The organism is Enterobacter sp. 01-M-02-SI-ECC, from assembly GCF_047530595.1.
Classification (GTDB): domain Bacteria; phylum Pseudomonadota; class Gammaproteobacteria; order Enterobacterales; family Enterobacteriaceae; genus Enterobacter; species Enterobacter cloacae_M.
The window spans coordinates 167432-191323 of sequence record NZ_JBLKCZ010000005.1 but is presented as its reverse complement, the minus strand read 5'-3'; the positions used below and the strand labels follow the sequence as shown (position 1 = coordinate 191323).

18 protein-coding genes are annotated in these 23892 nt (G+C 56.0%); 10 read left to right on the top strand and 8 right to left on the bottom strand.

Annotated elements, in window-relative coordinates:
* Positions 1-153: 153 nt before the first annotated feature.
* On the bottom strand, positions 154-2751 hold the full coding sequence (acnB, locus tag ACMWLG_RS09815) for a bifunctional aconitate hydratase 2/2-methylisocitrate dehydratase (protein ID WP_045355163.1): 2598 nt from the start codon (positions 2749-2751) through the stop codon (positions 154-156).
* Positions 2752-3150: 399 nt separating this feature from the next.
* Here acnB and ACMWLG_RS09810 point away from each other — a divergent pair, with 399 nt between their 5' ends.
* Together ACMWLG_RS09810 and ACMWLG_RS09805 are read left to right on the top strand one after the other, a co-directional pair.
* A complete protein-coding gene (locus ACMWLG_RS09810) occupies positions 3151-4704 on the top strand; it encodes a DUF3300 domain-containing protein (RefSeq protein ID WP_045401063.1) in 1554 nt (517 codons plus the stop codon).
* A 10-nt stretch (positions 4705-4714) separates the two neighbouring features.
* On the top strand, positions 4715-5506 hold the full coding sequence (locus ACMWLG_RS09805) for a DUF2950 family protein (protein WP_045401139.1): 792 nt from the start codon (positions 4715-4717) through the stop codon (positions 5504-5506).
* 52 nt (positions 5507-5558) lie between these two features.
* On the opposite strand, the gene lpdA is transcribed toward ACMWLG_RS09805, so the two are convergent.
* From lpdA to pdhR, 4 genes are all read right to left on the bottom strand, one after another.
* Positions 5559-6983, bottom strand: coding sequence for a dihydrolipoyl dehydrogenase (lpdA, locus tag ACMWLG_RS09800; protein ID WP_003856313.1), 1425 nt, complete (start codon positions 6981-6983; stop codon positions 5559-5561).
* Positions 6984-7158: 175 nt separating this feature from the next.
* Complete coding sequence (gene aceF, locus ACMWLG_RS09795; protein ID WP_023310419.1) at positions 7159-9054, bottom strand: pyruvate dehydrogenase complex dihydrolipoyllysine-residue acetyltransferase; 1896 nt, start codon at positions 9052-9054, stop codon at positions 7159-7161.
* Positions 9055-9068: 14 nt separating this feature from the next.
* Positions 9069-11732, bottom strand: a complete 2664-nt coding sequence (gene aceE, locus ACMWLG_RS09790; RefSeq protein WP_023310418.1) for a pyruvate dehydrogenase (acetyl-transferring), homodimeric type — start codon at positions 11730-11732, stop codon at positions 9069-9071.
* A gap of 123 nt (positions 11733-11855) precedes the next feature.
* Entirely contained in the window at positions 11856-12620 is a 765-nt protein-coding gene (pdhR, locus tag ACMWLG_RS09785; RefSeq protein ID WP_008501960.1) for a pyruvate dehydrogenase complex transcriptional repressor PdhR, read from the bottom strand.
* Positions 12621-12883: 263 nt separating this feature from the next.
* Between pdhR and ACMWLG_RS09780 the strand changes: the two genes are divergently transcribed.
* The 4 genes from ACMWLG_RS09780 (at position 12884) to ACMWLG_RS09765 (ending at position 17051) form a co-directional block, all read left to right on the top strand.
* Positions 12884-13111 carry a hypothetical protein gene (locus tag ACMWLG_RS09780; RefSeq protein ID WP_080298637.1) on the top strand — a complete coding sequence of 76 codons (228 nt, stop codon included), beginning with the start codon at positions 12884-12886 and terminating at the stop codon, positions 13109-13111.
* 46 nt (positions 13112-13157) lie between these two features.
* Complete coding sequence (gene aroP / locus ACMWLG_RS09775) at positions 13158-14528, top strand: aromatic amino acid transporter AroP (RefSeq protein ID WP_045355157.1); 1371 nt, start codon at positions 13158-13160, stop codon at positions 14526-14528.
* Between the two features lie 164 nt (positions 14529-14692).
* Positions 14693-16090, top strand: a complete 1398-nt coding sequence (locus tag ACMWLG_RS09770) for a glycoside-pentoside-hexuronide (GPH):cation symporter (RefSeq protein ID WP_045401059.1) — start codon at positions 14693-14695, stop codon at positions 16088-16090.
* Positions 16091-16100: 10 nt separating this feature from the next.
* Entirely contained in the window at positions 16101-17051 is a 951-nt protein-coding gene (locus tag ACMWLG_RS09765) for a family 43 glycosylhydrolase (protein WP_045401057.1), read from the top strand.
* 18 nt (positions 17052-17069) lie between these two features.
* On the opposite strand, the gene ampE is transcribed toward ACMWLG_RS09765, so the two are convergent.
* Together ampE and ampD are read right to left on the bottom strand one after the other, a co-directional pair.
* Positions 17070-17924 carry a beta-lactamase regulator AmpE gene (gene ampE / locus ACMWLG_RS09760; protein ID WP_023310413.1) on the bottom strand — a complete coding sequence of 285 codons (855 nt, stop codon included), beginning with the start codon at positions 17922-17924 and terminating at the stop codon, positions 17070-17072.
* 9 nt (positions 17925-17933) lie between these two features.
* Positions 17934-18485 (bottom strand): 1,6-anhydro-N-acetylmuramyl-L-alanine amidase AmpD, encoded by a 552-nt coding sequence (gene ampD / locus ACMWLG_RS09755; RefSeq protein WP_047063877.1) that lies wholly within the window; start codon positions 18483-18485, stop codon positions 17934-17936.
* An 87-nt stretch (positions 18486-18572) separates the two neighbouring features.
* On the opposite strand from ampD, the gene nadC reads away from it, so the two are divergent.
* The 4 genes from nadC to hofC all read left to right on the top strand — a co-directional run bounded on the left by nadC (position 18573) and on the right by hofC (position 22645).
* A complete protein-coding gene (gene nadC / locus ACMWLG_RS09750; RefSeq protein WP_045401051.1) occupies positions 18573-19466 on the top strand; it encodes a carboxylating nicotinate-nucleotide diphosphorylase in 894 nt (297 codons plus the stop codon).
* Positions 19467-19640: 174 nt separating this feature from the next.
* Positions 19641-20078, top strand: coding sequence for a prepilin peptidase-dependent pilin (gene ppdD / locus ACMWLG_RS09745; RefSeq protein WP_045401049.1), 438 nt, complete (start codon positions 19641-19643; stop codon positions 20076-20078).
* Positions 20079-20088: 10 nt separating this feature from the next.
* The gene (gene gspE / locus ACMWLG_RS09740) at positions 20089-21471 is read left to right on the top strand and encodes a type II secretion system protein GspE (protein WP_023310409.1); all 1383 of its coding nucleotides are present in this window, start codon (positions 20089-20091) and stop codon (positions 21469-21471) included.
* Positions 21461-22645: a protein transport protein HofC gene (gene hofC, locus ACMWLG_RS09735; RefSeq protein ID WP_045401045.1), complete on the top strand. Its 1185-nt coding sequence runs from the start codon at positions 21461-21463 to the stop codon at positions 22643-22645. Before gspE ends, hofC begins: the two co-directional genes overlap by 11 nt.
* Before the next feature lie 43 nt (positions 22646-22688).
* Here hofC and ACMWLG_RS09730 read toward each other — a convergent pair whose 3' ends face one another.
* Positions 22689-23732: a GMP reductase gene (locus ACMWLG_RS09730; RefSeq protein ID WP_023310407.1), complete on the bottom strand. Its 1044-nt coding sequence runs from the start codon at positions 23730-23732 to the stop codon at positions 22689-22691.
* Positions 23733-23892: the final 160 nt, after the last annotated feature.

Below are 23892 nucleotides of genomic sequence, written 5' to 3'. Positions count from 1 at the left end.
AAAAGCGGGAGAGGTGGGAGGAATGAAAATAAAAAACCCACCGTAGTTGCGACGGGTTTTGTAGGCCCGGTTAGCGTAGCGCCACCGGGCAATGGGTCAGGTGCGGTCTGGTGCCCTCACCCCCAGCCCCTCTCCCACGGGAGAGGGTAGCATTTATACTGCCGTCTGGAAGATAACCCCGTCGGCCTTCTCGGTGTACTGAGAAAGCTGGTCGAAGTTCAGATAGCGATAGGTATCCACCGCCGTCTTATCCACCTGAGCCACAAAGGTCTGGTACTCTTCCGGCGTTGGCAGTTTGCCAATCAGCGCCGCAACCGCCGCCAGCTCCGCAGAGGCCAGGAAGACGTTAGCTCCGGTACCTAAACGGTTAGGGAAGTTACGGGTAGAGGTGGAAACCACCGTCGCACCGTCGGCTACGCGCGCCTGGTTGCCCATACACAGGGAACAGCCAGGGATTTCGATACGCGCACCGCTCTTACCAAACACGCTGTAATAGCCCTCTTCGGTCAGCTGAGCCGCGTCCATACGGGTTGGCGGCGCCACCCACAGACGGGTTGGCAGCTGGCCTTTGTGGGTATCCAGCAGCTTACCGGCAGCACGGAAGTGACCGATGTTGGTCATACAGGATCCAATGAACACTTCGTCGATCTTCTCGCCCTGAACCTCAGACAGCGGACGCGCGTCGTCAGGATCGTTCGGTGCACACAGGATTGGCTCTTTGATATCCGCCAGATCGATGTCGATCACCGCCGCGTACTCTGCGTCAGCATCGGCTTCCAGCAGCTGCGGATCGGCCAGCCATTTTTCCATGCCCTGGATACGACGCTCCAGCGTACGACGGTCGCCGTAGCCTTCTGCAATCATCCACTTCAGCAGCACGATGTTAGAGTTCAGATACTCAATAATCGGCTCTTTGTTCAGCTTGATGGTACAGCCCGCCGCAGAACGCTCGGCGGAAGCATCGGTCAGCTCGAACGCCTGCTCCACTTTCAGATCCGGCAGACCTTCAATTTCCAGAATGCGGCCAGAGAAGATGTTTTTCTTCCCTTTCTTCTCAACGGTCAGCAGGCCCTGTTTAATCGCATACAGCGGGATCGCGTGAACCAGGTCGCGCAGGGTGATACCCGGCTGCATTTTACCTTTGAAGCGCACCAGCACCGATTCCGGCATATCCAGCGGCATCACGCCCGTCGCAGCAGCAAACGCCACCAGACCGGAGCCCGCCGGGAAGGAGATACCGATTGGGAAACGGGTATGGGAGTCACCGCCGGTACCGACGGTATCCGGCAGCAGCATGCGGTTCAGCCAGGAGTGGATGACGCCGTCACCCGGACGCAGGGAAACGCCGCCGCGGTTCATGATGAAGTCTGGCAGCGTGTGGTGCGTGGTCACGTCAACCGGCTTCGGATAGGCCGCCGTGTGGCAGAAGGACTGCATCACCAGGTCAGAAGAGAAGCCCAGGCACGCCAGGTCTTTCAGTTCGTCACGGGTCATTGGACCGGTGGTGTCCTGAGAGCCCACGGAGGTCATCTTAGGCTCGCAGTACGCGCCAGGACGAATACCGGCTACGCCGCACGCGCGGCCCACCATTTTCTGTGCCAGAGAATAACCGCGGTTGCTTTCAGCAACGTCTTTCGCCTGACGGAAAACGTCAGAGTGCGGCAGACCCAGCGCTTCGCGCGCTTTGGTAGTCAGGCCACGACCAATGATCAGCGGGATACGGCCACCGGCGCGCACTTCGTCGATCAGCACGTCGGTTTTCAGCTCGAAGCTTGCCAGCAGCTCGTTGGTTTCGTGGTTACGCACTTCGCCTTTGTACGGGTAAACGTCAATCACGTCACCCATGTTCAGGTTAGAAACATCCACTTCGATCGGCAGTGCGCCCGCATCTTCCATGGTGTTGAAGAAGATTGGCGCAATTTTGCCGCCGAGGCACAGGCCGCCGCCGCGCTTGTTTGGCACGTGCGGAATGTCGTCGCCCATGAACCACAGCACGGAGTTGGTTGCGGACTTACGGGAAGAACCGGTACCCACAACGTCACCCACATAGGCCAGCGGGAATCCTTTTTTCTGCAGGGCTTCGATCTGTTTGATCGGGCCAACGCTGCCCGGCTGATCCGGCTCAATACCTTCACGGGCGTTTTTCAGCATCGCCAGGGCGTGCAGAGGGATATCCGGGCGAGACCACGCGTCCGGTGCCGGAGAGAGGTCATCGGTGTTGGTTTCACCGGTCACTTTAAAGACGGTAACGGTGATTTTTTCAGCCAGCGCTGGGCGGTTCAGGAACCATTCGGCATCAGCCCAGGACTGCATCACCTGCTTCGCATAGACGTTGCCCGCTTTGGCTTTTTCTTCTACGTCGTAGAAGTTATCGAACATCAGCAGCGTGGAAGAGAGCGCTTTAGCGGCAATCGGTGCCAGCTTGTCGTTATCCAGCGCGTCAATCAGCGGATGAATGTTGTAACCACCCTGCATGGTGCCGAGCAGTTCAATGGCTTTTTCAGGAGTAACCAGTGGGGAGGTGGCTTCGCCTTTGGCGATAGCAGCAAGGAATCCGGCTTTTACGTAGGCAGCTTCATCTACGCCAGGCGGTACGCGGTTGATCAGCAGATCTAACAGGAATTCTTCTTCGCCCTTAGGCGGGTTCTTCAGCAGCTCGACGAGCGCGGCCATTTGGGTTGCATCTAAAGGTTTGGGTACAATTCCCTCGGCGGCACGTTCTGCTACGTGCTTACGGTATTCTTCTAGCACGACGGTTCTCCTCGCTCTCATTGTCATATGCGGCGGGCGTTCTCTTCACGCTCCTGTGAGACAGCAGTTTGTAGGGTAAATGCCCGATACCGCGTCGGGCAGCATAGCAGGATTTCTGCACAGTGTTAATCCGTTTACAAAAAAGCAACATTAAAAAATTTGCTGAATCGTTAAGCATGGTGTAGCGGGGATTCAGGGCATCTTTTTGCGGTATCTTCTGCACCGTGACGCTTCAGTTTTTTCTTCATCAGATATAATTGTGTAATAAATACTCACACTCTTTATCCGGACGTCCCGGACGCTTCCCAATAAAAGTCAAAACAGTAAAAGACGGGTGAATAATACTCACGCCAACCGTAACGCCTCACGGCACAACGCTTGTCTCGTTGGAGTCATTTTATGAAGTTGCCCTTTAAGCCACATCTGCTCGTCCTTGTGTGCAGTGCCGGGCTGTTTGCCGCCTCGGGCGTCATGTTTGTCAAAGGCCGCGCCACGGAGCCCGCTGCGCCAGCCGCCGTCAAACAACAACCGGCTCCACCGGCAGCGCCTGCCGCAGCCCAGTCCGCCCCTGCTGTCGCGCCAGCCTACACTGCCGCGCAAATCGATCAGTGGGTCGCCCCTGTTGCGCTCTACCCCGATGCCCTGCTCTCACAAATCCTGATGGCCTCGACCTATCCGGCCAACGTGATCCAGGCGGCGCAGTGGTCGAAAGACAATCCTAAAATGGAAGGGGACGCGGCGATTCAGGCCGTTGCCAGCCAGCCCTGGGATCCCAGCGTAAAATCGCTGGTCGCGTTTCCTCAGCTTATGTCCCTGATGGGTGAAAACCCGCCGTGGGTACAAAATCTGGGTGATGCGTTTCTCGCGCAGCCGAAGGACGTGATGGATTCCGTTCAGCGCCTGCGCGCGCTGGCGCAGAAGACCGGCGCGTTACAATCCACGCCTCAGCAGACGGTCACCACCGTGACAAAACCGGCGCCAGCGAAAACCAGCACCGCCGAAACCACGACCACGACGACGTCCGCGCCTACGGTAATCAAAATTGAATCTGCCGACCCGCAGGTTGTTTACGTCCCGACCTATAACCCCAATACGGTTTACGGGACCTGGCCAAACGCCGCCTATCCGCCCACCTATCTCCCGCCCACGCCCGGGGAGCAGTTTGGCAACAGCTTCGTAAACGGTTTAGGCTTCAGCCTGGGCGTCGCCACAACCTATGCCATCTTCAGCAGCATCGACTGGGATGATGACGATGACTGGGATCATCACCATGACGACTGGGATAATCACGGCGGCTATAACCGCAACGGTGATAACAATATCAATATCAACGTTGAGAACTTCAATAAAATCAGCGGACAGCGCCTGACGGACGCCAACCGCACCTGGCAGCACAACCCGGCCTATCGGGAAGGCGTGCCCTATCCGACTAACCAGCTCAACACTCGCTTCCACGCCACCAACACAGCCACAGGGCTCAGTTCAACGCAGCAAAAACCGGTAAATCGCGACAGCCAGCGTCAGGCCGCGCTGAGCCAGATGGAGAAATCCACGGGCAAAACCTTCCCGCAAACGGCGCGCACCGGAACGAAAGACGTGCAGCGTCAGGCCTCAGGTGAACAGCTGAAGCAGATTTCGCAGCGCAACAACTACCGCGGCTACGACACCAAACCGCAGACGGCGAAGCGGAGTACCGCGCAGCAGCGAGAAAACCGCCAGACCACCGCCCAGAGACATGAGAAGCGGGTTTCGCAGCCCGCGCAGCAACGCTCTCTCCAGCAGCGAAACAGTCAGCCCCGGGCCAATGCGCTGAGCGGCAACGACAGCCGCTCCGCGAGCTGGCAGGCGCAGCAGCAGCGCGGTGCGCAAAGCAGACAGTTCGCTGCGCGCCAGCAGCAGCAGCGTCAGGCGTCTGGTGGACGCGCTGAACGCCGTGAAATTCGACATCGCTAAGGGAACCGACATGAAAAGTAAACTACTCAGCGGAATGGTGTTGTTCATGCTTTCGGCCCCGGTAATGGCGCAGCAGTCCTTCAGCACGCCCGATCGGGCGACCGATGCGCTGGCCAACGCCATCAGTGAGCAAAATGAGAGCGCGATGAGCAATCTGCTTGGAGAGAACTGGCGCGATTTTCTGCCCCCTGAAGGCGTTGATCCTGATGCCGTCGATCGCTTCCTGCGCGACTGGAAAGTCCGTCATAAGACCGTTATCGAAGGGGATACGGCGCATCTGGTTGTCGGAGACAGCGGCTGGCAGCTTCCCATCCCGGTGATCAAAACCACTGCAGGCTGGCAGTTCGATATTAAAGAAGGGGCTGAAGAAATCCTGACCCGCGAAATTGGGCGTAACGAACTCGCCGCCATTGAAGCCTTACATGCCTATGTTGATGCGCAGCAAAGCTACTTTGCAATGAACCAGAAATACGCGCAGAAGATTGTCAGCTCGAAGGGGAAAAAAGACGGTTTGTACTGGCCCGCCTCCCCCGGCGAAGCGCCCAGTCCGCTCGGACCGGCATTTAGCCCAAAAGAGCCAGGTACCGGCTATCACGGCTATCGCTTCCGCATCCTGCCGGATAATAACGGTTTCGCGATGGTGGCCTGGCCAGTCAGCTACGGCCAGACGGGCGTCATGAGCTTTTTGATAAACCAGGACGACAAGGTGTACCAGTCCGATCTCGGCAGCGATTCAGAGCAGAAAGCCCGTGCGCTAGCCGCCTATAGCCCTGATAAAACCTGGCAGCCTGTAGCACCCTGAACGCAGCGCATAAAAAAAGCGGCCATTGGCCGCTTTTTTCATCTGAAGAAACTTATTTCTTCTTCGCTTTCGCGTTTGGCAGGTCGGTGATGCTGCCTTCAAACACTTCTGCCGCCAGGCCCACGGACTCGTGCAGAGTCGGGTGAGCGTGGATGGTCAGCGCGATGTCTTCAGCGTCACAGCCCATTTCGATAGCCAGACCGATTTCACCCAGCAGCTCGCCGCCGTTGGTACCGACAATCGCACCACCGATCACACGGTGAGTCTCTTTGTCGAAGATCAGTTTGGTCATACCGTCTGCGCAGTCGGATGCGATAGCACGGCCAGAAGCAGCCCACGGGAAGGTGGCGGTTTCGTAGCTGATGCCTTTCTCTTTCGCTTCTTTCTCAGTCAGACCGACCCATGCAACTTCTGGCTCGGTGTACGCGATAGATGGAATGACTTTCGGATCGAAGTAGTGCTTCATGCCGGCGATAACTTCAGCGGCAACGTGACCTTCGTGAACACCTTTGTGTGCCAGCATTGGCTGACCGACGATATCGCCGATAGCAAAGATGTGCGGCACGTTAGTGCGCAGCTGCTTGTCAACGCGGATAAAGCCACGGTCGTCCACTTCCACGCCAGCTTTGCCCGCGTCGAGGTTTTTACCGTTCGGCACACGGCCGATAGCCACCAGCACGGCGTCGTAACGCTGCGGTTCGGATGGGGCTTTTTTGCCTTCCATGGAAACGTAAATACCGTCTTCTTTCGCTTCAACGGCAGTCACTTTGGTTTCCAGCATCAGATTGAATTTCTTGCTGATGCGTTTGGTGAAGACTTTAACGATGTCTTTGTCGGCAGCCGGGATAACCTGGTCGAACATTTCAACCACGTCGATCTCTGAACCCAGCGCATGGTACACGGTACCCATTTCCAGACCGATGATACCGCCGCCCATGACCAGCAGACGCTTAGGAACGGTTTTCAGCTCCAGCGCATCGGTGGAATCCCACACGCGTGGATCTTCATGCGGAATGAATGGCAGTTCGATTGGGCGAGAGCCTGCCGCGATGATCGCGTTGTCGAAGTTGATCACGGTTTTGCCGTTTTCGCCTTCCACTTCCAGGGTGTTCGCACCGGTGAATTTACCCAGACCGTTTACCACTTTCACTTTACGGCCTTTGGCCATACCCGCCAGACCGCCGGTCAGCTGAGTGATAACTTTCTCTTTCCAGGTACGAATTTTGTCGATATCGGTTTTCGGCTCGCCGAAGACGATACCGTGTTCAGCCAGCGCTTTGGCTTCTTCGATAACTTTCGCTACGTGCAGCAGCGCTTTAGAAGGGATACAGCCGACGTTCAGACAAACACCGCCGAGGGTGCTGTAACGTTCTACGATGACGGTTTCCAGACCTAAATCCGCTGCACGGAATGCTGCGGAGTAACCTGCCGGGCCTGCCCCAAGTACTACGACCTGAGTTTTGATTTCTGTGCTCATCATGACCTCTTAATTTATACCCGTCGTCCACCGGGTCGTTCTATCCGCCCGCAGTTTACAAAATTGTTAACAATTTTGAAACAACAAACGGCTCACGAATTGTCGCTTTCGCCAATAACCTCACAAACACCATGAGATTATCAGAAAAAAGCCGGCCGACTGGCCGGCTTTTCGATTACATCACCAGGCGGCGAATGTCGCTCAGCATGTTGTTGATGATGGTGATGAAGCGCGCACCATCAGCACCGTCGATCACGCGGTGGTCGAAGGACAGAGAGATTGGCATCATCAGACGCGGCACGAACTCTTTGCCGTTCCACACCGGCTCCATCGCGGACTTGGACACACCGAGGATAGCCACTTCCGGCGCGTTAACAATCGGTGCGAAGTGGGTGGTACCCAGGCCGCCGATGCTGGAGATAGTGAAGCAGCCGCCCTGCATTTCGCCGGCAGTCAGCTTACCATCACGCGCTTTCTTGGAGATAACGGTCAGTTCACGGGACAGCTCAGTGATGCTCTTCTTGTTCACGTCTTTGAAGACCGGAACAACCAGACCATTTGGCGTATCAACCGCAACACCGATGTTGATGTATTTCTTCAGCGTCAGCTTCTGGCCGTCTTCGGACAGGGAGCTGTTGAAGCGTGGCATCTGCTCAAGGGCAGCGGCAACGGCTTTCATGATGAAGACTACTGGGGTGAATTTCACGTCCAGTTTGCGCTTCTCAGCTTCAGCGTTCTGCTGTTTACGGAACGCTTCCAGATCGGTGATATCGGTTTTGTCGAAGTGCGTAACGTGCGGGATCATCACCCAGTTACGGCTCAGGTTAGCACCAGAGATTTTCTGGATGCGGCCCAGCTCCACTTCTTCGATTTCGCCGAACTTGCTGAAGTCCACTTTCGGCCATGGCAGCATGCCCGGGATACCGCCACCGGCGGCTGCAGCAGGTGCAGCTTCGGCGCGTTTCACCGCGTCTTTCACGTAGGTCTGAACGTCTTCGCGCAGGATACGACCCTTACGGCCGGTTCCTTTCACTTTCGCCAGGTTCACACCGAACTCGCGCGCCAGGCGACGAATCAGCGGGGTAGCGTGGACGTAAGCGTCGTTTTCAGCGAACTCAGATTTTTCTGCTTTAGCAGCAGGGGCAGCGGCTGGTTTAGCAGCCTGAGCCGGTGCAGCAGCAGGGGCTGGAGCAGCCGCGGCAGCCGGAGCTGCGGCAGGCGCAGCGCCTTCCACTTCGAAGACCATGATCAGAGAGCCGGTAGACACTTTGTCGCCGGTGCTGATCTTGATCTCTTTGACGGTACCCGCGAACGGTGCCGGCACTTCCATAGAAGCTTTGTCGCCTTCGACGGTGATCAGTGACTGTTCAGCGGCAACTTTGTCGCCCACTTTAACCATCACTTCGGTCACTTCAACTTCGTCACCGCCGATGTCCGGTACGTTAACGTCTTTCGCGCCGCCAGCAGCTGCTGGTGCAGCAGCCGGAGCCGGAGCAGCGGCCTGCGCAGGCGCGGCAGCGCCTTCTGCACCCGCCACTTCGAAGATCATGATAAGCGACCCGGTAGACACTTTGTCGCCGGTGTTGATCTTGATCTCTTTAACGGTACCCGCGAACGGAGCCGGCACTTCCATAGAGGCTTTGTCGCCTTCTACGGTGATCAGTGACTGCTCAGCCGCAACGGTGTCGCCCACTTTCACCAGAATTTCAGTGACTTCAACTTCGTCACCGCCGATGTCAGGCACGTTCACTTCTTTTGCTGCTGCGGCAGCTGCTGGAGCAGCGGCGGCCGGAGCGGCTTTCTTCTCTTCCTGCGCAGGTGCAGCAGCTGCTGCACCGTCGGCGGAATCGAAAATCATGATCAGTTTGCCAGTCTCGGTTTTATCGCCAACAGAGACTTTGATCTCTTTAACGATGCCAGCCTGAGGAGACGGGACTTCCATAGAGGCTTTGTCGCCTTCTACGGTGATCAGCGACTGTTCAGCTTCAACCTTGTCGCCTACTTTGACCAGGATCTCGGTGATTTCAACTTCATCAGCCCCGATGTCCGGTACATTGATTTCGATAGCCATTATTCTTTTACCTCTTACGCCAGACGCGGGTTAACTTTTTCTGCATCGATGTTGAATTTGGTGATTGCGTCCGCAACCACTTTCTTATCGATTTCGCCACGTTTAGCCAGTTCGCCCAGTGCTGCTACAACCACGTAAGAAGCATCAACTTCGAAGTGGTGACGCAGGTTTTCGCGGCTGTCAGAACGACCGAAGCCGTCAGTACCCAGTACGCGATAATCATCAGCTGGAACGTAAGTACGAACCTGCTCGGCGAACAGTTTCATATAGTCAGTAGACGCCACCGCTGGCGCGTCGTTCATCACCTGAGCGATGTACGGAACGCGTGGAGTTTCCAGTGGGTGCAGCATGTTCCAGCGCTCACAATCCTGGCCATCACGCGCCAGTTCAGTGAAGGAGGTCACAGAGTACACGTCGGAACCCACGCCGTAGTCTTTCGCCAGGATCTGCGCTGCTTCACGTACGTGACGCAGGATAGAGCCGGAGCCCAGCAGCTGAACCTTACCTTTGCTACCTTCGATGGTTTCGAGTTTGTAGATACCTTTACGGATACCTTCCTCGGCACCTGCTGGCATTGCCGGCATGTGGTAGTTTTCGTTCAGGGTGGTGATGTAGTAGTAAATGTTCTCTTGCGCTTCACCGTACATGCGCTGCAGACCGTCATGCATGATGACTGCCACTTCGTACGCGTAAGACGGGTCGTAAGAGATACAGTTAGGGATAGTCAGAGACTGAATGTGGCTGTGGCCATCTTCGTGCTGCAGACCTTCACCGTTCAGAGTCGTACGACCGGAGGTACCGCCTACCAGGAAGCCGCGAGCCTGCTGGTCGCCTGCCTGCCAGCACAGGTCACCGATACGCTGGAACCCGAACATGGAGTAGTAGATGTAGAACGGGATCATCGGCAGGTTGTTGGTGCTGTAAGAGGTCGCAGCAGCCAGCCAGGATGCGCCTGCGCCCAGCTCGTTGATACCTTCCTGCAGGATCTGACCTTTCTCGTCTTCTTTGTAGTATGCAACCTGTTCACGGTCCTGCGGGGTGTACTGCTGGCCGTTCGGGCTGTAGATACCGATCTGACGGAACAGACCTTCCATACCGAAAGTACGCGCTTCGTCGGCGATGATTGGAACCAGACGATCTTTGATCGACTTGTTCTTCAGCATCACGTTCAGGGCACGAACGAAAGCGATAGTGGTGGAGATCTCTTTGTTCTGCTCTTCCAGCAGCTGGGAGAAGTCTTCCAGCGCTGGCAGTTCCAGCTTCTCGGTGAAGTTTGGCTGACGAGCTGGCAGGTAGCCTTTCAGCGCCTGACGACGTTCGTGCAGGTACTTGTGCTCTTCAGACCCTTCCGGGAAGGTGATGTAAGACAGGTTTTCTACCTGCTCATCGGTCACTGGAACGTTGAAACGGTCGCGGATATAACGCACGCCGTCCATGTTCATTTTCTTAACCTGGTGAGCGATGTTTTTACCTTCTGCGGTATCACCCATGCCGTAACCTTTGATGGTATGGGCCAGGATTACAGTCGCTTTACCTTTGGTTTCACGCGCTTTTTTCAGTGCAGCGTAGACTTTCTTCGGATCGTGACCACCGCGGTTCAGAGCCCAGATCTGCTCATCAGTCCAGTCTGCAACCAGTGCTGCGGTTTCAGGATATTTGCCGAAGAAGTGCTCACGAACGTAGGCACCGTCTTTGGATTTGAAGGTCTGGTAGTCACCGTCAACGGTTTCGTTCATCAGCTGGATCAGTTTACCGCTGGTGTCTTTACGCAGCAGCTCATCCCAACGACCGCCCCACATGACTTTGATCACGTTCCAGCCAGCACCAGCGAAGATGCCTTCCAGTTCGTTGATGATCTTGCCGTTACCGGTTACCGGACCATCCAGACGCTGCAGGTTACAGTTGATGATGAAGCACAGGTTGTCCAGCTTCTCACGGGTAGCGATGGTGATCGCACCTTTGGATTCTGGCTCATCCATTTCACCGTCGCCCAGGAAGGCGTAAACGGTCTGCTCAGAGGTGTCTTTCAGACCACGGTGTTCCAGGTATTTCAGGAATTTAGCCTGATAGATCGCACCGATTGGGCCCAGACCCATAGATACGGTCGGGAACTGCCAGAATTCAGGCATCAGTTTAGGGTGCGGGTAAGAAGACAGACCTTTACCGTGTACTTCCTGGCGGAAGTTGTTCATCTGCTCTTCAGTCAGACGACCTTCCAGGAATGCACGTGCATAGATGCCCGGAGAGATGTGGCCCTGGAAGTACACCAGATCGCCGCCGTCTTTCTCGTTCGCTGCACGGAAGAAGTGGTTGAAGCACACTTCGTAAACGGTCGCAGAAGACTGGAAGGACGCCATGTGGCCACCCAGTTCCAGGTCTTTCTTGGATGCGCGCAGAACGGTCATGATGGCGTTCCAGCGGATTGCAGAACGGATACGACGTTCCAGATCCAGATTGCCCGGGTATTCCGGTTCGTCTTCGACGGCAATCGTGTTTACGTAGTTGCTAGCCCCTGCACCTGAAGCAACCTTCACACCACCTTTGCGGGCTTCAGAAAGCAGCTGATCAATCAGATACTGAGCGCGCTCAACACCTTCTTCACGGATGACCGATTCGATCGCCTGTAGCCAGTCGCGAGTTTCGATCGGATCCACGTCATTTTGGAGACGTTCTGACATGGGGGTATTCCTTATCTATCTAATACGTTGATTTGTCTGGAACCTGTCCCATTGTATTTTCGCCAGAAAACACAATAAGACAGGTTCTGCGTTTAGTTGCCGCGCTCTAAAAGTACCTGGCGCTTAATCCTTTCGTTGCTGTATGCGGCGTAATGAACGTTCGCGACGCGATTGTTCACGGCTGCGGTCCAGCAAGATTTCCTCAATGAAAGCCAGATGGCGGTGCGACGCTTCGCGCGCCTGCTCCGGTTCCCCGGCCATTATCGCCTCGAATACTCGGGTGCGATGGTTGCTTACCAGTGGGAGCATGTCCCGACGGGCATACAACAATTCAAAATTCTGACGAACGTTCTGGGCCAGCATCGGCTCCATGCAGCGTAGCAGATGGAGGAGCACCACGTTGTGGGCCGCTTCGGTGACGGCAATTTGATACTGGACGACGGCGCTGGACTCGGCGTCTAAATCGCCGGACTGCTGTGCCCGTTCAATGGCCTGATGCAGTTCGCGGATACGCACGCGATCTTCATCAGTGCTGCGAAGGGCGGCGTAATAGGCCGCAATACCTTCAAGCGCGTGACGGGTCTCAAGCAGGTCAAACTGGGATTCTGGGTGGTCAGAGAGAAGTTCTACCAGCGGATCGCTGAAGCTCTGCCACAGGCTGTTTTGCACAAAGGTTCCGCCGCCCTGGCGACGAAGCAGCAAGCCCTTTGCTTCGAGACGTTGAATCGCCTCACGCAGAGAGGGACGTGAAACGTCGAACTGTTTTGCCAGCTCGCGTTCTGGCGGAAGTTTCTCACCCGGGCGCAGAGTCCCTTCGAGGATTAAAAACTCCAGCTGCTGCTCAATCACATCAGATAGTTTTGGTTGGCGAATTTTGCTGTAGGCCATATTCCCTGTCTTACGCCTTTTTGCCCGGAGTCAATTGGTCTTACCAATTTCTATTTCGTATCGCTAAAGTAACAAAGTATTCACCTTCTGTCCATATTGGTTTTGATTGAAATCAGTAAACCCTGCACATTTTAACAACCTTACAGAAATAACGTTTCAGAAATGTAACTTTGCACAAATGAGTTGATTACTCCCAAAGAGGGAGTTTTAACCATAATGAAACGAGGGTTTTCGCAATCTGAAGCGATTCAACAAGGCAAATAATGAAAATTCGCCCACTTAAGGCGCATTTCTATTCTATAGGTTGGGTCAGGAAGAATAAGCGGGCCGATTTACAAATGCTTTCTTTTTATTCAAGTCGTCATCATCCCTTCATAAAGCAGGTGCATTCGCAGGCGCTTACCACTATTCTTGCGCTTACGGAAGTCATGTCCGCTTTTTTCGGTCTCGTTAACCGTAAAGAAATAAATACAGAATATGGATTTTCATAATTACACACGCACAGCGTGAACATAACAACCACACACGAGGTTTCAAATGGAAGCTCAACAGCACGGCGATCAGCTAAAGCGCGGGCTTAAAAACCGCCATATACAGCTCATCGCACTGGGCGGTGCGATTGGTACCGGCCTGTTTCTGGGCAGCGCATCCGTTATCCAGTCTGCCGGTCCGGGCATTATTTTGGGTTACGCGATTGCGGGTTTCATTGCTTTTCTGATCATGCGCCAGCTGGGTGAAATGGTCGTTGAAGAGCCGGTCGCAGGCTCCTTCAGCCACTTTGCCTATAAATACTGGGGCAGCTTTGCCGGTTTCGCCTCGGGCTGGAACTACTGGGTCCTGTACGTTCTGGTTGCCATGGCTGAGCTTACCGCCGTCGGGAAATACATTCAGTTCTGGTATCCCGAGATCCCAACCTGGGCTTCCGCAGCCGCTTTCTTCGTCATTATTAACGCCATTAACCTGACCAACGTAAAAGTGTTCGGTGAAATGGAGTTCTGGTTTGCCATCATCAAGGTCATTGCCGTAGTGGCGATGATTATCTTCGGCGGCTGGCTGCTGTTCAGCGGCAACGGCGGCCCGCAGGCAACCGTGCGCAACCTCTGGGAACAGGGCGGATTCCTGCCTCACGGTATGACCGGTCTGGTAATGATGATGGCCATCATTATGTTCTCCTTCGGCGGTCTGGAGCTGGTGGGCATCACCGCCGCTGAAGCCGACAACCCGGAGCAAAGCATTCCGAAAGCCACTAACCAGGTTATCTACCGCATTCTGATCTTCTATGTGGGCTCGCTGGCCGTGCTGCTCTCCCTGCTGCCGTGGACGCGCGTGACCGCCGACACCAGCCCGTTTGTGCTGATCTTCCACGAGCTGGGCGACACCTTTGTCGCTAACGCCCTGAACATCGTGGTGCTGACCGCAGCGCTCTCCGTTTACAACAGCTGCGTATACTGCAATAGCCGCATGCTGTTCGGCCTGGCCCAGCAGGGCAACGCGCCAAAAGCGCTGCTCAACGTCGATAAGCGCGGCGTGCCGGTAAACACGATTCTTGTTTCGGCGGTTGTGACCGCGCTGTGCGTGCTCATTAACTACATGGCTCCGGAATCGGCGTTTGGCCTGCTGATGGCGCTGGTGGTCTCTGCCCTGGTCATCAACTGGGCCATGATCAGCCTGGCGCACATGAAGTTCCGCCGCGCCAAGCAGCAGCAGGGCGTCACCACGCGCTTCCCTGCCCTGCTCTATCCGCTGGGTAACTGGATCTGCCTGCTGTTTATGGCAGCCGTGCTGGTGATTATGCTGATCACCCCGGGTATGGCGATTTCCGTCTACCTGATCCCGGTCTGGATTGCGATCCTGGGCGTGGGCTATCTGTTCAGTCAGAAAAGCCGTAATGCCATGAAGGCACACTAAGCCTCTCTTCGCGGCACCTGCTTTTGCGGGTGCCGCGCGTTGTTACCTCCCTCACACTTTCATGCCCACAGCGCATTTATCCATATCACCGCCCTGATACTGCAACGCATATATTCCTCTGCCAGCAAATAATTCTCTCCATACCGTAAACCGGAGAGCTGTCGATGGATAACAACACACTGTCAGTAAAAGAAAAGATCGGCTATGGGATGGGCGACGCGGGATGCAATATCATCTTCGGCGCCATCATGCTGTTTGTTAACTATTTTTATACGGATATTTTTGGCCTCGCCCCTGCGCTGGTCGGCGTGCTGTTGCTTTCCGTGCGCGTGATTGACGCCGTAACCGACCCGATCATGGGGGCGATTGCCGACCGTACCCGCAGTAAATATGGCCGGTTTCGTCCATGGCTGCTGTGGATCGCCTTCCCCTACGCGCTGTTCAGCATTCTGATGTTCACCACGCCGGAGTGGAGCTATAACAGCAAAGTTATCTATGCGTTTGTCACCTACTTCCTGCTCTCTTTGACCTATACGGCCATCAACATTCCCTACTGCTCGCTGGGCGGGGTGATCACCAACGATCCAAAAGAGCGCGTGGCCTGCCAGTCGTATCGCTTCGTGCTGGTCGGCATCGCCACGCTGCTGCTCTCATTAACGCTGCTGCCGATGGCCGACTGGTTTGGCGGGGATAACAAAGCCAAAGGCTACCAGATGGCGATGACCGTTCTGGCGCTGATTGGGACCTGCATGTTCCTGTTCTGCTTCGCCACCGTGCGCGAGCGCGTGCGTCCGGCGGTACAGACCAACGACGAGCTGAAAAACGATCTGAAAGACGTGTGGAAAAACGACCAGTGGGTACGCATTCTGCTCCTGACCCTGTGCAACGTCTGCCCGGGCTTTATCCGCATGGCGGCCACCATGTATTACGTCACCTGGGTGATGGGCCAAAGCACCCATTTCGCCACGCTGTTTATCAGCCTGGGCGTGGTCGGCATGATGCTCGGCAGCGTGCTGGCAAAAGTGCTGACCGACCGCTGGTGTAAGCTCAAGGTCTTCTTCTGGACCAATATCGTTCTGGCGATTTTCTCAACCGCCTTTTATTTCTTCGACCCGAAAGCCACCGTCACCATCGTGGTGCTCTACTTCCTGCTGAACATCCTGCACCAGATCCCGTCTCCGCTGCACTGGTCGCTGATGGCCGACGTGGACGACTACGGCGAGTGGAAGACCGGTAAGCGCATCACGGGGATCAGCTTCTCCGGCAACATCTTCTTCCTGAAGCTGGGGCTGGCGATTGCCGGGGCGATGGTCGGCTTCCTGCTCTCCTGGTACGGTTATGACGCGGGCGCAAAAGCGCAGAGCGCGAACGCCATTAATGGGATAGTGCTGCTCTTTACCGTCATTCCCGGCATTGGATACTTAATTACCGCGGGCGTGGTGCGTCTGCTGAAAGTGGACCGCGAAACCATGAAGCAGATCCAGTCCGATCTGGAGAAGCGTCGCACCAACTACCGCGAGCTAAACGATTATCAGGAACTCAAAGTCGCTGAGACAAAATAAGGAAAGCCGAATGCAAACCTGGCCAAACCCGTTTATTGAACAACGCGCCGATCCGTACATTTTACGCCACGAGGGGCAGTACTATTTTATCGCCTCCGTGCCGGAGTACGACAGGCTGGCAATCCGCCGCGCAGAGTCTCTTGAAGGCTTACGTAATGCCGAAGAAGTGGTGGTCTGGCGCAAGCCCGACACCGGCCCGATGAGCCAGCTGATCTGGGCGCCGGAACTGCATCACATTGACGGGAAGTGGTACATCTATTTTGCTGCGACGCACACCCAGGCGCTCGACGCGCTCGGAATGTTCCAGCACCGTATGTTCGCCATTGAATGTGCCGACGGCGATCCGCTAGCCGGCACGTGGGTGGAGAAAGGGCAAATCAAAACGCCTTTCGATACCTTTGCTCTGGACGCTACCACCTTTGTTCATCAGGGGAAACGCTGGTATCTGTGGGCGCAAAAAGCGCCGGACATCACCGGAAACTCCAATCTTTATCTCTGTGAAATGGAGAACCCCTGGACGCTGAAAGGCGAGCCTGTGATGCTCAGCAAGCCGGAGTATGACTGGGAGCGTCGCGGTTTTTGGGTCAACGAAGGCCCGGCGGTGCTGGTTCACGGCGATAAGCTGTTTATCAGCTACTCCGCCAGCGCGACCGACGAGAACTACTGCATGGGTCTACTGTGGATAGACCTGAATGCCGATCCGCAAAATCCGGCAAACTGGCACAAATCCCCGCGTCCGGTGTTCGTTACCAGCTATGAAAATCGCCAGTTCGGCCCGGGGCACAACAGCTTTACGCAAACGCCGGAAGGAGAAGATGTGCTGGTGTATCACGCGCGGAATTACACCGAAATTGAGGGCGACCCGCTGTACGATCCGAATCGCCATACTCGACTGAAGCTCGTCCGCTGGAATGAAAACGGGATGCCTGATTTCGGCATCCCGCCCGCGGATACGCTTTAGCCTTTGCGGCGCGCTGGCCTACACCAGCGTGCCGTAAATCGTCAGCAGCGCCACGATAACCACCACCACAAACGACGTTTTCTTCGCCATGGAGACAGCGGCCTTCGGCGTTTCAATCTTGTCGGTATGCGGCTCACGCGCCAGCGAGAACTGCGCCAGACGCGTTAGCACCTGGTACTGCGACGTATGGCGATCGGCAAGAGAAGCGAACCATGCGGGCAGCGCTTTTTCACCGTGACCAATTAACGCGTACACCACGCCGACCAGACGCACCGGGAGCCAGTCGAGCACGTGCAGGATGGCGTCAATGCCGGACTGCAGGCGTTCATGCGGCGTCAGATAACGGGCAAGCCAGGTCTGCCAGGCGCGCAGGAACGCATATCCCATCAGCAGCACCGGCCCCAGCGGGCCACCCACTACAAACCAGAACAGCGGCGCAAGATAGTAACGGAAGTTAATCCACAGCAGCGCGTTTTGCAGCTCGCGCAGGAATTCGCGCTCGTCGCAGTCCGGCGGCACGCCGTGGATCATCGTCAGCTCGCTCGCCATGGCACCGCGCGCATGGGCATCGTCACGGGAGGCGGCTTTCAGGTATGCGTGATAGTGTAAACGCACCTTGCCTGCACCAATGCACAGCACGCCAAGCAGGATCCACACCACCAGCAGCGGCACGTTGAAAAAGAGTCCGTACAGCGAGCGCAGGAGCAGGAACGTAATGACCATCACCCCTGCCATCATCAGCAGCGTGCGCAGCATGGAAAAATGCTTAATCCGGCGGAAAAGCACCTCCAGCCGGTGATCCAGATGCCAGTGCTCGCCGAGCTTGAACAGGCGTTCAGCGATGATAACCAGCAGCATCGTAAACAACGTCATGGTATCTCCTTATTCTGACGACGCGGTGAGCATGGCGCGAAACCGGGGCCAGTCAAAGGCCGGGCCGGGATCGGTTTTTCTCTCCGGGGCAATATCGCAGTGCCCGGTAATATTGTCGGCGATAGCCGGGTAGAGTCCGATAAGCGTGCGGGTCACTGCCGCTAGCCGTTGATACTGTGAATCGGTGTAGGGCGTAGTATCCGTGCCTTCCATTTCGATCCCGATAGAAAAATCGTTGCACCGTTCGCGCCCGTGATACATCGACACGCCGGCATGCCAGGCGCGCTTATCAAAGGGAACATACTGAACCACTTCACCATCGCGACGAATCAGGCAGTGAGCCGATACGCGCAGATGTGCAATTTCAGCAAAGAAGGGATGAGCATCGGGATCAATAGTTCCCGTGAATAACGCATCGATCCACGGGCCGCCAAATTCCCCCGGCGGGAGACTAATATTATGAACCACCAGCAGTGTGGGCTTTTCATCCTCCGGGCGGCAATCGTGGTGCGGCGAGGGCACGTGCCGCGCATCCACCAGCCATCCGTTTTCTAACAACATGCTGGAACTCCTTCTGTATGGTGCAATGACTCGGTTCAGAGTAGCATGTTTCAATATTATGATTCGTTACCAATTTGGAGTTTTATCATGCCGCCTCGCCGCTACAACCCCGACCACCGACGTGAAGCGCTTCTGGAACGTATTAATATGGATATTCCGGCAAGCGTCTCCCATGCTTTAAAAGAAGATCTGGGCGGTGACGTTAACGCTGATAAGGATATTACCGCACAATTGTTGCCAAAAGAGACGCGCTCGCACGCGGTCATTATCACCCGTGAAGACGGCGTTTTTTGCGGCAAGCGTTGGGTTGAAGAGGTCTTTACCCAGCTGGCGGGTGATGATGTGCAGATTATCTGGCACGTTGAAGACGGCGATGCAATTACGGCAAACCAGGCGCTGTTTGAACTGGACGGTCCTTCCCGCGTCTTGCTGACCGGCGAACGTACTGCGCTCAATTTTGTACAAACGCTCTCTGGCGTGGCCAGTGAAGTGCGTCGCTACGTTGACCTGCTGGCCGGTACCCGCACCCAGCTGCTGGATACCCGCAAAACGCTGCCGGGCCTGCGTACCGCGCTGAAGTATGCGGTGCTCTGCGGCGGCGGCGCTAACCATCGCCTGGGCTTATCCGACGCCTTCCTCATTAAAGAGAACCACATTATTGCCTCTGGCTCCGTGCGTCAGGCGGTGGAGAAAGCCTTCTGGCTGCACCCGGATGTGCCTGTCGAGGTAGAAGTCGAAAGCCTGGAAGAGCTGGAGCAGGCGATTAAGGCCGGGGCCGATATCATCATGCTCGATAACTTCGAAACAGAGCAGATGCGCGAGGCGGTAAAACTGACTAACGGCCGGGCCCAGCTTGAAGTGTCCGGGAACGTCACTTTCGAAACGATCCGTGAATTCGCCGAAACCGGCGTGGATTACATTTCCGTCGGCGCGCTGACCAAACACGTTCGCGCCCTCGACCTCTCAATGCGCTTCAAATAACGCATTCTCCCCTCTCCACCCAGAGAGGGGAATTTCAGCCCCGCTCGCAGATCCACTGTTCTGCCCTGCAACACTGAAAAAATTCTCTGAAGCCTCCTTCCCGTTCCCTTTTTTGCCTCTCGTTTCTGCTCTTTCCCACTGACAAAGTAGCGCCACTTTGCATAAGGAGCAGATATGGACAGACAACAAGGATTCACACTCATTGAGCTGATGGTGGTCATTGGCATCATTGCGATTCTGAGCGCCATCGGCGTTCCCGCCTATCAGAACTACCTGCGCAAGGCGGCGCTGACCGATATGCTGCAAACCTTCGTTCCTTACCGCACGGCCATTGAGCTTTGCGCGCTGGATCACGGTGGCGTGGAGAGCTGCGATGCGGGCAGTAACGGTATCCCCTCTCCCACCACGACACGCTACGTTTCAGGAATGAGCGTGGCGAAAGGGACCGTGACCTTAACAGGACAGGAGAGTCTTAACGGGCTGGAAGTGGTCATGACGCCGCAGTGGAACGACGGTAACGGTATGACGGGCTGGACGCGCGACTGCAACATCAGTGCTGACAGCGCCCTGAAACGGGCCTGCGAAGACGTTTTCCGCTTCGACAATAACTGAGGAGCGGATAATGAATACCGATCAACTCGTGGCGCTTTGTCAGCGCCATCACGCTCTGCTGCTCACCAGCGACAGTGACATGGTCAGCATCGCCGTCGTGGGCAGCCCCGCGGCTGAACTCATGGAGGCGCTGCGCTTCGCGACCCAGAAACGGATTGATATTGAGTGCTGGAGCGCTGAGCGTATGGAAAAACACCGGCAGCTAACGTCACAATCGCATCTGCCCGTCGTTTCGCAAACACACTCGACGGTGGATATCCTCAACCACACGCTGCAGCAGGCAATCAGCCAGCGCGCCTCCGACATTCATATCGAACCGATGGAGCACGCATGCCAGATCCGTTTACGCATCGACGGGGTTCTTTGTCCCCAGCCTCCGCTTTCCGCCTCGCAGGCAAGCCTGTTCAGCGCTCGTTTAAAGGTGCTGGGTAATCTGGATATTGCTGAACGTCGTTTACCTCAGGACGGTCAGTTTACGATTGAGCTGGCAAACGCGCCGGTCTCGTTTCGGATCGCAACGCTTCCCTGCAACGGTGGTGAGAAAATTGTGCTGCGTCTGCTGCATCAGGTTCAGCAGGCTCTTGAGCCGAAAGCGCTTGGTATGAGCGCAGAACAACTGGCCTGTTTTAATGAGGTCCTCCACCAGCCGCAGGGGCTGATTCTGGTCACCGGCCCTACCGGCAGCGGCAAAACCGTGACGCTGTACAGCGCGCTGCAGGCGCGTAACACCCCCGACGTCAACATCTGTAGCGTAGAGGATCCCATTGAGATCCCCCTTGCGGGATTAAACCAGACGCAGATTAATCCCCGGGCGGGTTTAACATTCCAGAGCGTACTGAGGGCGCTGCTGCGTCAAGATCCAGACATCATTATGGTCGGCGAAATCCGTGACGGCGAAACGGCAGAAATTGCCATTAATGCCGCTCAGACCGGTCATCTGGTGCTGTCAACGCTGCACACCAACTCAACGACGGAAACCCTGATTCGCCTGGAGCAGATGGGCGTTGCGCGCTGGATGATATCTTCCGCGCTGTCGATGGTGATTGCCCAGAGACTGGTCCGGCGTTTGTGTCCGCACTGTCGCCGGGAAGCCAGCGAGCATGCTGAATTACCGCGCGCCGTATGGTCCAGACCGCTTCCACGCTGGCAGCCCACCGGCTGCGATCGCTGTTATCACGGTTTTTATGGCCGCGTGGCCATTTTTGAAGTGCTGGCGATCGACAATGCCCTGCGTCAGGCCATTGCCAGCGGGGCGGGAATCGAAGTGATAGAGGCGAGTGCCCGGCAGGCGGGAATGATATCTCTTTTTGAGCACGGCTGCATGGCCGTAGAACAAGGGCTGACCACGATCGAAGAGCTGGTGCGCGTGCTGGGAATGCCGGATGGCTGCTAGTCAGCTCTGGCGCTGGCGAGCGCTCACCAAAGAAGGAGAACCCCGAAGCGGAACACTCTGGGCCACAGACCGCACTGCCGCCTTCACCAGGCTGATGCGTAGCGATCTCCATCCTCTGGCGCTGACCCGATGCGCTCAGCGACACCGCTGGCAGCCGCAACACTGCTGCGAGATGTTTCGCCAGCTCGCAACGCTTCTGCAGGCGGGGCTGACGTTGTCCCACAGCCTGCAGATGCTGGCAGAGCAACATCCGTTAAAACCGTGGCAGGCGCTGCTGCAAAGCATTGCCGATGAGCTCAGTGAGGGATCCCCCTTTTCTGAGTCGCTAAAAAAGTGGCCGGCGGTGTTTAGCCCACTGCATGTCTCTATGGTGAAAACCGGTGAGCTCACAGGGAAACTGGAGGAGTGCTGCCGTCAGCTCGCGCAGCAGCAAAAAGCGCAGCAGCAGCTCAGAGAGAAGGTGAAAAAGGCCCTACGCTACCCGGCGATCGTCCTGACGCTGGCAGTACTCGTGGTGCTGGCGATGGTCATTCTGGTCTTGCCCGAGTTTGCCGCGATCTACAAAACGTTTAACACGCCGCTCCCGATGCTGACGCAAATGGTCATGGGGATGGCCGCATTTATCCAGTCCTATGCCCTCGCGTTGTTCGCCGCGTTATTAACGCCCTTAGCCGCCGCCTGGGCACTGCGACACAACCCTCGCTGGCAGCGCATGCTGATGCACATACCCGTGATGGGCGCGCTGGCAAAAGGCCAAAAACTGGGACACATCTTTACCGTGCTGTCACTCACGCAGCAGGCAGGTATCCCCTTTTTACAGGGTCTGGAGAGCGCAGAGGAAACCGTTGAAAGTTGTTACTGGCGGGGGATACTCCACAGCGTTCGGGAGGACATTGAAAAAGGTCTCCCCGTCTGGTCATCCTTTCAGAAAGCGGCCATCTTTACCCCGCTGTGTATTCAGCTTTTACGAACCGGTGAAATGTCAGGTGCGCTGGACATCATGCTGGCAAATCTCGCCCGGCACCACACGGAACAGACCTTTCAACGGGCAGATAATCTGGCGGCACTTCTCGAGCCAGTGCTTCTGATTGTGACAGGGGTCATCATCGGCACGCTGGTAGTGGCAATGTATCTGCCGATTTTCCATCTGGGGGATGCGATGAGCGCGGGGTAGTGCTGAACAGCGCTGGCGCACGGGCATGCGCCAGCAGAAGCCATTACAGGCTGTTGAATACGCGGTTTTCCTGTTCCTGAACGCGAATAAACGTCGTACGTTTAGTCAGTTCTTTCAGGCGAGATGCCCCAACGTAGGTGCAGGCCGAGCGCAGGCCGCCGAGGATATCGCGCGCGGTGTATTCAACCGGGCCACGCAGAGGCAGCTTCACGGTTTTACCTTCCGCCGCACGGTATTTTGCCACGCCACCGACGTGACGGGTCATCGCGGATTCAGAGCTCATGCCGTAGAACAGCATAAATTTCTCGCCGTTCTCTTCAACAACGGTACCACCGCTCTCTTCGTGGCCTGCCAGCATACCGCCGAGCATCACGAAGTCGGCGCCGCCGCCGAAGGCTTTCGCAACGTCGCCCGGCATGGTACAGCCGCCATCGCTGATGATCTGACCGCCCAGACCGTGCGCCGCATCGGCGCATTCAATGACGGCGGAAAGCTGCGGATAACCGACGCCGGTTTTGACGCGGGTCGTGCACACGGAGCCCGGGCCAATACCCACTTTCACGATATCTGCACCGGAAAGGATCAGCTCTTCACACATTTCACCGGTCACCACGTTGCCCGCGATGATGGTTTTCGTCGGCCAGGCCTCACGTGCCTTGCTGACGAACTGCACGAAGTGCTCGGAGTAACCGTTCGCCACGTCAATACAAACGAAGTTGAGCGCCGGGTTAGCGTTCAGGATCTGTTTGGTCTTCTCGAAATCCGCATCGGAGGTCCCGGTAGAAACCATCACATGCTTCACCACGTCAGCAGACGCGGACGCAACAAACGCATTCCACTCTTCAGGACTGTAATGTTTGTGCACGGCGGTGAGAATGTCGAACTGTGCCAGGGCAGTTGCCATCTCAAAGGTTCCCACAGTATCCATGTTGGCGGCGATGATCGGCACGCCAGACCAGGTCTGACCGGAATGCTTAAAGGTGAATTGACGTTCGAGTTCAACGTCTGAGCGACTTTTCAGTGTAGAGCGTTTAGGGCGGATAAGAACGTCTTTGAAACCTAACTTCAGATCTTCTTCGATACGCATGTGCGGATTCCTGGGGTTAGAGGCAAATATGTTAAAAGCACAACTCCAGTGACGTTATCATACGCACTAATACCTGCTCCGCAAGACTGCGAAATTCTCTTTTTTTACGCTACAATCCTATAAATTTACCTGGTAAAAAGCCGGTAAACAGGACCAAACA